Below are 12,710 nucleotides of genomic sequence, written 5' to 3' on the forward strand. Positions count from 1 at the left end.
TCTCTCCACCTGGTGTTTCTGTCTCTCCACCTGGTGTTTCTGTCTCTCCACCTGGTGTTTCTGTCTCTCCACCTGGTGTTTCTGTCTCTCCACCTGGTTTCTCTGGACCTTTTCCTGTTTCTTTTTCATTGGTAATTTGAAGCTTTATAACTTCTACTTTCTCATTAGAAATCGTAAATTCAATTCCCTTATCAGATAAATTATATCCTTCTGGAGCCTGGACTTCTTTTAAAACGTAATCTCCTGGTTCCAGTTTCTTCGAAGTTGCTTTACCATTTTTATCTGATGTTAATGTGTCTATTTTTATTCCATCTTTCAGAATTTCAAACACTGCACCTTCTAATTTTTTATCTGTATCATTAGCATCTATCTTTGTAATTTCTACTTGACCTGTGATTTTTTCTTTCACTTTTTCATTCAATACTTCTTGTTTTGCTACTTCATTTGCTACAACATTTACTTTTACTGTAACTTCTACCGCTTTGTAGCCTTCTGGCGCTTTCGTTTCTTCTAACGTATACTTACCTGGCACTAAGTTTTCGAATATCACAACACCATCTTTATTCGTTGTTTTCGCTGCTCCAACTACTTGACCAGTTTCGTTTTTCAGTCTGAATTCTGCGCCTTCTAGAACTTTTCCACTCTCTGCATCCTTTTTGATTACTTGTAGGCTTCCTAGTTCTTTCGCATTTTCTACTTGTACTTGTACTACTTTGTTTGCTTCCACAACGACTTCAATTTCTTCTTTTAGTAATTTATATCCTTTTGGTGCTTTCGTTTCTTTTAACGTGTATTTTCCTGGTTCTAATTTTCCAGAGATGACTTTACCTGTTTTATCTGTTTGTAACATCTCTACTTTCTTACCATCTTTATACACTTCAAATTCTGCGTCTGATAAAAGCTTCGTTTTATCGTTTGCATCTACTTTTACAATTTCAAATTGACCAAGGCTCTTACTATTCGTTACTTTTACATCAACAACTTTTTCACCGTCGACTGTTACATGAATTACTTGTTTTGTTAACTCATAACCTTCTGGTGCTTTTGTTTCTTCTAACGTATACTCACCCGGTACTAGTCCTTCTACTTTAACCGTTCCAGACTTACCTGTTGTAATTTTTTCTTTTACAACATTTCCTTTAGCATCTTTCAATGTAAATACTGCGCCTGCTAAACGTTCCGCTTGATCTTTATCATCTGTTTTAATAATTTGTAGAGAGCCCAAGAGTTTTTCATTTTCTGCCTCTACTTTTACTACTTCTTTCTCATTTTGAATTGTTACTTTCCATTCTTTATTTGAAATCTTGTAACCTGCTGGTGCTTTCGTTTCTTTCACTGTGTATTCACCTAATGGTAATTTCGGTAACATCGCTTTTCCACTCTCATCAGTTTTCAACTCTGCTACCTTTTTACCATCTTTATACACAGTAAATTCTGCATCTGATAATAGCTTCGTTTTATCATTCGCATCTACTTTTACGATTTCAAATTGACCCAGAACTTTTTCGTTCATTACTTCCTGTTTTACTACTTCATTTGCTACAACATTTACTTCCACTTTTAATTCTACCGCTTTGTAGCCTTCTGGCGCTTTCGTTTCTTCTAGCGTATACTTACCTGGCACTAAGTTTTCGAATGTCACAACACCATCTTTATTCGTTGTTTTCGCTTCTCCAACTACTTGACCAGTTTCGTTTTTCAGTCTGAATTCTGCGCCTTCTAGAACTTTTCCACTCTCTGCATCCTTTTTGATTACTTGTAAGCTTCCTAGTTCTTTCGCATTTTCTACTTGTACTTGTACTACTTTGTTTGCTTCCACAACCACTTCAATTTCTTCTTTTAACAACTTATATCCTTGTGGTGCTTTCGTTTCTTTTAATGTGTACTTTCCTGGTTCTAATTTCGTAGATATTACTTTACCTGTTTTATCTGTTCGTAACGTATCTACCTTTTTACCATCTTTGTACACTTCAAATTCTGCATCGGATAATAGTTTCTCTTTATCATTTGCATCTACTTTTACGATTTCAAACTGGCCTGTAGCTTTTTCAGCGATTTTTTTATTCAACACATCTACAGTCACTGTTTTATTAGCAGCTACATCAACACGAACTGAGCTAGATGATAGTTCATAACCTTTTGGTGCTTCAACTTCTTTTAATGTATATGTTCCAACTGGAAGTTGTTTTGATAAAGCTGCACCTTTACCATCTGTAATAATTGTTTCAACAACATTTCCATCTTTATCTATAACATCAAATTTTGCACCTGGTAGAAGTTGACCAGATTCACTATCTTTTTTCAACAATTTAAATTGACCATTCTCTACTTTTTTCGTATTCTTCATAACAATTTCAATTACGTTTGTACCATTAATTGTTACTTTTACTGGTGTATCAACTTTTATATATCCTTCTGGTGCACTTATTTCTTTTACAAAATAGTCACCAAGTGGTAAATCCTTGACTTCAGCAATACCCTTTTCATTCGTTGTAACAGTAGCTACAACATTATTGTCTTTGTCTATAACATCAAATTTTGCATCTTTTAAAACAATGTTTTCATCGTTTGCATCAACTTTTTTAATTTGTAAATTTCCTTTTTCAACTGATGGATTTTTCCATTTCGGCCAGTTAAATTTAAAATTGTGAACCTCAAACCCATCTCTTTGGTGTAATCCCCCAACATAGGCTTGTCCATTAATAGAACCACCCTTTGTCTCTACAACAGCATTTGGAGCAAATACACTTCCTACTACGCCATATCCTTTTGTTGATATTTTTGTAGCATTCGGAAACGCCCAAATTACTTTACTAGCTAACTCAGTAAAAGGTGAATTAGGATCATATGCTTGTGATGTATTAATTAAGTCTGTTGCCATCCCAGTATTTTTCGTATCGTACAAAATTGCACCGCTACCAAAATTCACTTCTTCTGCGTCTGAATAAATAACAATAAAGTCTTTGTTATTTACATTCGGAAGATAAACATCTCTTACATCAAATGTTTTCTTTCCTGTTAAGCCTGAAGAAACATAAATATTAGGATTGTTTACATCCTCTCCGATGCCAAAACTCATATTAGGTTTTGGTTTATCAGTATGTAATTGACTCGCATCTCCAATTACACCATCAACGTCTTTTCTAAATTCTTTGAACTTGGCATCAATCTCTGCTTGCTCTTTATAAGAGATACGGTCATAAGATGACTTCATTGCACCTTCTGGGTCACCATCTTTTGTCATCGCCACTGTTCCATCTTGAATGATTACTTGTCCTGCTCCCGCTTTCGTAAATTGACCACCTAGTAATAATGATGGATATCCTTCATCTTTCCATGTTGCTCCAGCTAAGTTGTTTGCTCCAGTTGCAGCCGCTACGACTGTATAACTTGATGCGTTCATGTTCTTTTGAACAGCCATCGCACCCTCAATATCCGCACTCGTTGCACTATGATCACCAAAAATGATTGCGTTATAATAAGATGTATCGCCTAAACCTTTTAATTCTGTTGTAGCTGCCTCCGCTTTATACGGTAAATGGATTAAAAAATTCATACATACTAACAATATAATTATAAAACTACTGCATATCTTTTTTACTTTTTGACTTAATGATTTCCTCAAGAAATTCATTCCCCCTTTTCAAATTTCAAAAACTTATAACAAGAAGTACATTTCAGATGTACTTAAAACCTATTCATACTAATTTACAAATAATCCATTTAAATAAAACAAAGAAGCTCTACAACTAATTGGCGAAACTACTACAATTCATTTTTGAGATAATACGTGAACTAAACTAACATGCCGAAGTGTTTTTACGTACGGGAGCTCAATAAAATTAACTCGAAGAATATTTCATGTGGTGTAACTATTTTGGCAACATCATCCACTCTACAACAGTTTTCTAAAGTATCCAAGTGAATTGTATGGATTACAGACACAATTCCTTGCCTGAAACGCTTTCATTTCTTATTGGAATATTGATTTAAACTTTTCAAATAAAGTCGACAAAAAAACGTAGCCAAAAAGCTACGTTTTTCTTTCATCGTTTCGGTGTATGTTTATGATTTTTTAAAAAAGGAAGCGGGAATTGCTTACGAAAATGCTCTTTAATCATGTACTCTACGCCGTTCTCAGTATTAGAACGTGTAATCCAGTCCGCCGCTTGCTTTAATTCTACAGGAGCGTTCCCCATTGCTACCCCGAGCCCAACATTTTCAATTACCTCTAAGTCTTCTACGCTATCTCCAATCGCAACCATTTCACTAAGGTTAATATTTAAATGCTCCCCAAGTAATTGTAAACCACGTAGTTTTGATACATTTTGAGGGAGAATTTCTATATGTCTTTCATCACACTCGACGTACTCTACATCTTGAAATGCCTTTTTTAACGTATTCATCCCTCTTTCTTTTTCACCTTTCGTATGGAAAACAATATCAATTTTTGGCGCAGCTACTGGATGATCACGCAGTGCATCCCCTAGCGAATCTACAAATTGAACTGGATAAAATAACGGATCTGCGCTTGATAATACAGTACGCGCAATTAAGTTTGGTGTATTTCTCTCACGATTCCCAATTGAATATCGTTCATGAGAAATGCGAACATTACAATCAAAATGCTCTAACACTTGCACAATATTAAAGGTTTTCTCTTCAGATAATCTCCTTTGAGCGAACGGCTTATCTAACGATGCTGAAACGAAAGCACCGCCATGCGTAACTAATATAGAATCTAATTTTAACGCCTTCGCTATTTTATGAGCAGATTGAAAATTACGATTCGTAAATAATGTAACGTATACATCTTTTCTTTTCACAAAGTCAATTGTTTCTCGTATCCCTTTTGCGATTTTTCCGTTGTTGTATAGTAGTGTCCCATCTATATTAAGAGCTAGTAAGCGATAAATCATGTCGCACTCCCCCTCTTCGCTGTTGTACTCTATCCATAATTTATGAAATAAATGTAGTAAATAGAACGAGTTAGAATTACTACTGAAAATTTGGTTTACTATATACATATACAACTGGCAAAGGAGATAGTACAATGCAGGCACCTTCTTCTTTTTATGAAGGCGATACGTTAGAGGTCGCAAAGAAGTTACTCGGACATAAACTCGTTCATATTGTAGACGGCATAAAGCGGAGCGGAATTATTGTAGAAGTAGAAGCATACAAAGGTCCAGATGATAAGGCCGCTCATAGTTACGGAGGCAGACGGACTGATCGAACAGAAGTAATGTTCGGTGCACCCGGACATGCTTACGTATATTTAATTTACGGCATGTATCATTGCTTTAACGTAATTACAGCACCAATCGGCACCCCGCAAGGAGTTCTCATTCGTGCTCTTGAACCTGTAGATGGAATCGAAGACATGAAACTAGCGCGCTACAACAAAACCGACATTACGAAAGCTCAGTATAAAAACTTAACAAATGGCCCCGGAAAACTATGCCGCGCGCTCGGAATCACTTTAGAAGAGCGCGGCGTATCACTTCAAAGTGATACGTTACATATTGAATTAGTTCCTGAAGAAGACCATTTATCATCCACACATAACATAATAGCTGGCCCTCGTATTAATATTGATTATGCAGAAGAAGCCGTTCACTATCCCTGGCGGTTTTATTATGAAAAGCATCCGTTTGTTTCAAAATAAAGAAGCTATCCTATAAGTCAGTGAAACCAACTTATAGGATAGCTCTTTTTTCGTAATTCATCACACGTCGAAAAGCCGAAATCCGGGCTCGGATTTCGGTTTTGTTTCTATAAAAGAAACCGTTGTTCCTCCAACATTGCCAAATACAGCTCATCTCCAAAGAGAAAATCTTAAAAGTATTATTTTTTTAATGCATAATAATTATCTAAATTGAATTTCGACATAATGAAAGTTCCTGTTGGCGTTAAAAGTTGTGACATAGATTGTATGACCTGCGGTAATTTCGCTGGCTCAATAGGATGTGATAACAAAATGTACTGAAATTTTTCATCTGTAAATACCTCATGTAACTTGTCATACTCAGCAGAAGTTGTAGGAGCTACCCTATTTGCAAGAGCTGCTGCTTTTTCATTAATTTCTGCTCCAAATATGGAAACTGCCGGGTAACGCCTTTTCATTTCTAATAAAGTTGCACCACATCCAGCTCCTATATGAAGAATATTCACTTGATCAGGCGCAAATCGATCTACAATTGCTAGTAAATCATAATGAATGTATAAACTTTCACCATAAAATCCCCATTTTTCATACAATTTTATATTATTTGCATGTAAAACTACAGAAAATTTCATACTATCTTCTTTCCATGAGACACTTCCGTAGTGATGAATAAATGTATCTTTACATAAATACAGTTTATATCCTTTTTCACACATTCTTAGTGACAAATCATCATCTTCATAATTCCCCGGTGTAAATCGTTCATCTAATAATCCAACTTCATCTAACACTGATTTTTTTATAAGCATACAGAATCCGATTAATTTCATACGTTCTTCCCATTTATTTTTATCACTTTGATTATATAAAGTTGCAAACTTCTGCATTCCTTCAATATCTTTATAAAAGGTTGGTATAGCAGTATAGTAAGCGGCATTATTAGTTATGGGCCCTACCGCTCCAGTATCCTTACTTTCATATAAACACCGAATTAAGTTGCTTAGCCAATTTTCAGTTACGACCACATCATTATTTAATAATAGAATATTATCACCTTTTGCCTCTTTAACCCCCTGATTGCATCCCTTTGGAAACCCCATATTCTCCGCATTTTTCACTAGCATAATATCCGATTGTTTTTGTAACCATTCTACAGTACCATCTGTTGACGCATTGTCCACAACTATTAACTCATACTCTTGTTCCACTGTATACGTTCTAATACTTTGGATGCATTCTTTTGTATATTGTAATTGATTATGAGTCAATATAATTATACTTGTGAGCATGAATCAAACTCCTCTCAGCAGCCAAAATGATTATCTAGTATTATTAAATATTATTTTTCCGATAAACTATCAAAATATTTTCTATTATATTCAATGCTCGGATTATTAGGTATGAACTGTGCAGCTTGTTCGTTATGATAAATTGCCTTTTCATATTCTTTTATTCGATCATAACAAATACATAGTTGAATATGCGGCAACCATGTATGACACTCTTCTCGGACAAACGGAGAATCCTTTGTTCGTGGCCCATCAATTGCTGCATGGTACCAATATATCGCTTTAGAATATTCCCCTTGTTGCAAAAATACACGTCCTAAGTGGCAACAAAGTTCTCCTCTAGGCGTGTCATACGTAAATGATTGCAAACAAGACTGTATAGATTTTTTTAAGTCCCCCAATTCTAAATAACATTCGGCTCTTTTTAAACAAGCTTGAATGTTATCTTCAACCCAACCCTTTTCTTCATCTAAAAACCTAGAATACCCCTTAACAGCCTTATCAAATAATCTGTGATCCTTACATTCATTTGCATAATAGTACACATCGCGGGGGCTAAACTCTTTTCCACTCTCAAGATGTTTTTCGTATATTTTTAAATTACGATTAGTATATGCTTTTTCTTTTTTATGACTTACCCCTACGTCACTATTTATAAGATTTCCATACACCTCTAAATATTCATGAACAAATCCATACCATTGAAAATTTCTACTTCTGTTGACTAATCGATATCTCCTTAAAGAATGTGTTGGATTTCCTTCTATATCAAAAGTTAAATAATATTTCATAGATACTGCATCCGTACTACGATCTAACGTATGTTTTAACTGCAATAATTTCTTTATATCTTCCGTATCTATTATGTCATCTGCGTCTAGCCAAAGAATATATTCTTTTGTAGCTTTAGAAAACGCAAAATTTCGTGCCGCTGAAAAATCTTCAATCCATTGAAAATCATAAACTTTCGCGTCGTACTTCTTCACAATTTCTTTTGTACCATCTGTTGAACCTGTATCTACAATAATAATTTCATCCACAACACTTTTAACCGATTCTAAGCATTTTGATATAGTTTGTTCTTCATCTTTTACAATCATGCATAAACTAATAGTAATGGAGTTTTCCATCATATCCCCCCTATCCTTTTGATGTATATGTTTGGAGAGAAATTTATATTTCTTTTGCTTCAAAATTGAGTTTTCATTTTACAAAAGAAACATAATGAGGCGGTGCAGTGAAATTGGATAGGGGAATTTCACTCGAAGATTGCAAATCAATGAAAAAAACCGAAGCCTGAACAAGACTTCGGTTCTTTATATAGAGAATACATAATTTCGATTCCTTTTTACTCCGCACCTTCCGCGGTCGCAATATCATTCTCTAAGTTTTCTCTTGATAATTCAGCTGCCATAAAATCAGCTGTTTCAGGAAGTGCTAAATGCATATGAGCTTTTTGACAAATTTGGATCGTACAGTTTTCTACAACATAGTCGAAAACATGTCCGCCACCGCTTCTTTCATCATCAATGTAATGTAAGTGGAAACCAGCTACACCAATACCTTGCGCGTAATCTGGTGTCCAAAATCCAGCTAGCGTACCTTCTGTATCTTTAAATGAAAAGATCGGTTGTGATTTCGTCACTTCAACGAGCGGCGTATACGGTTTTTCTTGTCTTGGAACAGTTCTCGTTCTTACTTCACGGAACGTTCCATCCATTCGAATACCATAAAATAAGTTTTTACTTGGCATTAACTCATGTAATAATGCTTCCACTTCTTCACGATTCATCGGACGCTCTACCGTATAACTCATTTCTTTTTCAAAAAACGTTACAGTCGCAAACGGTGTTGTTTCTTCCGGTTCTACTTTTTCCGCTGAACCGTCTGAACGTAAATGGTAAAACTCATTATCAAACGCAATCATTTCACCATCTAATTGATCAAATGTACCGATGCCAAAATCACCACGTTCTTTCAATTCCTCAAAGTTAATAACACCATCGTATATACCATCTAATAGCGCAAGCATTGTAGATGTTTGATATACTTCATTACTCATTTTCGCTCTTTTTGCATCAATATCAATTAATTGCGCAACAGTCATCTCACTCATGCCCCCATCAGTTTAATTGGTTTGGTAATAATTTTTCGCTTAATTTAATGTTGTCACGGTAGTCAATTGGAATATCAATAATGACAGGACCTCCTGCTTCTAACGCTTCTCTCAATACACCTTCTAATTCGTCTGGTGTATTGACACGAAGACCTATTGCTCCGAAACTTTCTGCATATTTCACAAGATCAACATCGCCAAACTCTGTAGCTGATGTTCTACCGTATTTCATCATTTGTTGGAACGCAACCATATCATATGTACCGTCTCTCCAAACGAGATGTACAACCGGTGCATTTAAACGTACCGCTGTTTCTAACTCCATCGAAGAGAATAAGAAACCACCATCACCTGACACTGAAACAACTTTTTTACCCGGCTCAACTAAAGTAGCGGCAATTGCCCAAGGAAGTGCAACACCTAACGTTTGCATACCGTTACTAAATAATAGTCTACGTGGTTCATAAGAACGGAAACATCTTGCCATCCAAATAGAATGGGAACCGATGTCACATGTAACGGTTGTATCGTCACTAATTAAAGAACGAAGTGTACGAATGACTTGAAGTGGATGCGTAACACCTTCTGCAGCACGGTTTGGAACTTCTGCTTGCTCTGATAATTTCGAGCGTAATCGTTCTAAAACTGCTTCTGATTTCGTATTTAATACAAGCTTCGGTAATTTCTCCGCAATGCTATTTACAGTTAAAGCGATATCGCCAATTAATTCACGCTCTGGTTGGTAATCATGGTCGATATCTGCTTGGTGATCATCAAGGTGAATAATTGTTCTATCGCCAAGTTTATTCCAGAATTTCGGATCATACTCAATTGGGTCATAGCCGATAGATAAAACAAAATCCGCTTCTTCTAGTAAAATATCACCTGGTTGGTTACGGAATAATCCAACGCGGCCGAAGAAATGATCTTCTAACTCACGTGAAATTGCACCAGCTGCTTGATATGTTTCAACAACAGGAAGTTCTGTACCAGCAATTAACTCACGAACTGCTTTCGTTACTTCATTGGTGCTTGCTCTCATACCGAGTAAAATAACTGGTAATTTCGCTGATTTTATTTTTTCTACTACATATGTAATTTCATTTGTGGGAGCGATTCCAAGCTGTGGCTTAGAAAGCGCACCGATAGATTCTACTGTCGTTTCCGCAGTCATAACGTCTTGCGGAAGACTTACAAGTGTTGCTCCTGGATTTGTAGAAGTAGCACTTCGAAATGCATTAGTAAGTGCTTCTGGTACATTATCAGGATGCTCGACTTCTACGCTATATTTAGTGATTGGTTCGAATAATGCAGCATTATCCATAGATTGATGCGTACGTTTTAATCGATCTGTACGCGGAACTGCACCAGCTAAAGCAACAACGGGATCACTCTCCGCATTCGCAGTAACAAGACCTGTCGCTAAATTTGATGTCCCTGGTCCTGAAGTTACAAGACATACGCCCGGTTTCCCTGTTAATCTACCAATAGCAGCTGCCATAAATGCTGCATTTTGTTCATGACGACAAACAATTAACTCTGGTCCTCTTTCTTGCAGTACATCAAATACAGAGTCAATCTTCGCTCCTGGAATACCGAAAACATGTGTAACACCTTGTTTAATTAAACAATCAACAACAAGATCTGCTCCTTTTGTTTTTGTTTTCACGTCGTTTGCTTTTACACCTGTACTCAAACTAATCATCCCTTTATTTCATAATGTGTGTAATAAAGATTTTTAATTTATATATTTCACCACATTAATTAACATGGTGTAATATATCTCGCTTATCATTATAGTACAAATGCATTATTTTTCCAACTATATGCATTTGACAGTATTTTGACAAACAAAAGGAAAACCCTTACATTTTTCTGCAATAAAAAAAACGCCCCTATAGTAGGAGCGTCTTCTATCATTACGCTTGTTGCGCGCTATATAATTCTTCAAGTGGCTTCATGATGATTTTGTTAACGTCAGTGATAACGATGTTTAAACGTTGCTCAGTTTCCATTAACTTTGTGATTTTAGCATCTTGTTGAATGCGAGCTACAACTTCTTGTGCTTTTTGGTTGTCTTCTTCAGTGATTTCTTGGCCTTGCATCATTTTTTGTTGTAAGCCAAGTTGCATCGTGCGGAACTCTTCGAATAAGTTCTTTGACTCTGCATCTCCTTGTACTGCTGCGTAGCTTGCTTTTAGTGTTTGGAAATCTTCGTTTTCAGCGATTGTTTTTTGTAATTCATATGCAACATCATGAATGTTTTTTGTCATTTTATTTTTCCTCCTTTAGAAGGCTAGCGCTTTTCGCTCGCACTGCCTTTTAAGTGCATTTACATACGCACCTCTTCCTACCATATCAAACTATGCAAGAGATGGGAAGAAATTTCACTTTTATTTCTATGCACCCATCTTTATTACTTAAGGAACAAGAGTAACAACCCTTGAATAAATCCAATTGTTCCTCCTAATAACGCCCCTAAATATGTAATCATTTTTAACTCATTTTTTGTAATGGACAATACGAGATCTTCTAGTCTCTCTGTTGAAAATGTAGATACTTCCTGCTGGACAATTTCCGCAAGCTGTAGATTTCCCAATATACTTCCCACATTTTCTGTCCCCCACTTCAAGCCTTTCTCTACTGCGCTAGGGACCACTTTTTCAACGATTGTTTCTCGAACTGGCTCACATACTTGCTGAACAGACTGATTTAAAAATCTACTCACTGTTTCCTCTACTTTAACCGCTGACAATATGGAGTTCACAATCATTTCTTTCTCTACGAACGTTTCTAATTCTTTTACGTCTCTTCCTTTTAACTTTTCCCACTCTTTTTGCAGTACATCAGTTAACAGACGCTCTGTTCCATCTTGTCCTAAAAACTTAATGACTTCCGGCTGCACGCGATCAACTAAACTTACATTCCCTAAAAACATACCAACTAAGTTAAGCAGCGTTCCGCGAGAAGCGAAAAAGTCATCAATCATTTTTGAAAGGCGTTCCTTTCCTTCTTCACTTTCCAAAAAGCTAATTCCTCTTTTTAAAATAAAAGATGCTACATTCGGAATCGCATTCTCTACTTTTTCATGAACAGAATGAGGTAACGCCTGTTCCCATGTATATGTATAGTACTCTGCTAAAAATGCATGAATTTTTTCTGTAATAACATGTTCGATTTTCCCGATCGCCTCTTCTTCTACATGTTCTAAATTCCATTTTTCTAACATATCCCGTAACGACTGTTCATTTGTAATTACTTTATCAACTTCCACTTGTGTCCAGCGAATTAAACTGGTTTGAAACTCTTTATTTGTTAGTTTTTTTCCGATTCCTTCTGGTGTTAACAAATGGTCTACAACCATTTTACCTAATTGAACAGCAAGCTCATCGCGGCGCTTCGGAATTAACCCTGGCGTAAATGGAACTTGAAACTTCCCAATATAAATCGGACGATGAGGACGAAATAACATTTTTATCGCTAAATGATTTGTGTATCCTCCAATAATTGCCCCGAGCCCTGTCGTTATTAACATATTTAACCATATATTCATCACAATCAACCTTTCACTTCTCCAAAACTATAGCATATCATCATACGGACAAAAGTATAATGGTATAAAAACGTATTTGCAATA

9 protein-coding genes are annotated in these 12,710 nt (G+C 36.0%); 1 reads left to right on the forward strand and 8 read right to left on the reverse strand.

Annotated features, from left to right (window positions below):
• A partial coding sequence (locus AC0IXC_RS21385; RefSeq protein WP_471653256.1) for an MSCRAMM family protein occupies positions 1 to 3,625 on the reverse strand: 3,625 nt, incomplete at its 3' end.
• A gap of 421 nt (positions 3,626 to 4,046) precedes the next feature.
• A complete protein-coding gene (locus tag AC0IXC_RS21390; protein ID WP_000640394.1) occupies positions 4,047 to 4,919 on the reverse strand; it encodes a Cof-type HAD-IIB family hydrolase in 873 nt (290 codons plus the stop codon).
• Between the two features lie 134 nt (positions 4,920 to 5,053).
• Here AC0IXC_RS21390 and AC0IXC_RS21395 point away from each other — a divergent pair, with 134 nt between their 5' ends.
• Entirely contained in the window at positions 5,054 to 5,668 is a 615-nt protein-coding gene (locus AC0IXC_RS21395) for a DNA-3-methyladenine glycosylase (protein ID WP_044444668.1), read from the forward strand.
• 179 nt (positions 5,669 to 5,847) lie between these two features.
• On the opposite strand, the gene AC0IXC_RS21400 is transcribed toward AC0IXC_RS21395, so the two are convergent.
• From AC0IXC_RS21400 to AC0IXC_RS21425, 6 genes are all read right to left on the reverse strand, one after another.
• Positions 5,848 to 6,957 (reverse strand): glycosyltransferase, encoded by a 1,110-nt coding sequence (locus tag AC0IXC_RS21400; RefSeq protein ID WP_471653257.1) that lies wholly within the window; start codon positions 6,955 to 6,957, stop codon positions 5,848 to 5,850.
• Positions 6,958 to 7,007: 50 nt separating this feature from the next.
• Entirely contained in the window at positions 7,008 to 8,087 is a 1,080-nt protein-coding gene (locus AC0IXC_RS21405) for a tetratricopeptide repeat-containing glycosyltransferase family 2 protein (RefSeq protein ID WP_471653258.1), read from the reverse strand.
• A 218-nt stretch (positions 8,088 to 8,305) separates the two neighbouring features.
• A complete protein-coding gene (alsD, locus tag AC0IXC_RS21410; protein WP_471653259.1) occupies positions 8,306 to 9,064 on the reverse strand; it encodes an alpha-acetolactate decarboxylase in 759 nt (252 codons plus the stop codon).
• Positions 9,065 to 9,080: 16 nt separating this feature from the next.
• The gene (gene alsS, locus AC0IXC_RS21415; RefSeq protein WP_471653260.1) at positions 9,081 to 10,769 is read right to left on the reverse strand and encodes an acetolactate synthase AlsS; all 1,689 of its coding nucleotides are present in this window, start codon (positions 10,767 to 10,769) and stop codon (positions 9,081 to 9,083) included.
• A gap of 223 nt (positions 10,770 to 10,992) precedes the next feature.
• Positions 10,993 to 11,346, reverse strand: coding sequence for a YlbF/YmcA family competence regulator (locus tag AC0IXC_RS21420; protein WP_002030016.1), 354 nt, complete (start codon positions 11,344 to 11,346; stop codon positions 10,993 to 10,995).
• Positions 11,347 to 11,489: 143 nt separating this feature from the next.
• A complete protein-coding gene (locus tag AC0IXC_RS21425) occupies positions 11,490 to 12,635 on the reverse strand; it encodes a DUF445 domain-containing protein (protein ID WP_033708825.1) in 1,146 nt (381 codons plus the stop codon).
• Between the last annotated feature and the right edge of the window lie 75 nt (positions 12,636 to 12,710).

The organism is Bacillus sp. AC266 (genome assembly GCF_979253805.1).

Bases quoted from the DNA above. Each gene is read 5' to 3' on its own strand.
- AC0IXC_RS21390 (WP_000640394.1), bottom strand. From the start codon at position 4,919: ATGATTTATCGCTTACTAGCTCTTAATATAGATGGGACACTACTATAC.
- AC0IXC_RS21395 (WP_044444668.1), top strand. From the start codon at position 5,054: ATGCAGGCACCTTCTTCTTTTTATGAAGGCGATACGTTAGAGGTCGCA.
- AC0IXC_RS21400 (WP_471653257.1), bottom strand. From the start codon at position 6,957: ATGCTCACAAGTATAATTATATTGACTCATAATCAATTACAATATACA.
- AC0IXC_RS21405 (WP_471653258.1), bottom strand. From the start codon at position 8,087: ATGGAAAACTCCATTACTATTAGTTTATGCATGATTGTAAAAGATGAA.
- alsD (WP_471653259.1), bottom strand. From the start codon at position 9,064: ATGACTGTTGCGCAATTAATTGATATTGATGCAAAAAGAGCGAAAATG.
- AC0IXC_RS21420 (WP_002030016.1), bottom strand. From the start codon at position 11,346: ATGACAAAAAACATTCATGATGTTGCATATGAATTACAAAAAACAATC.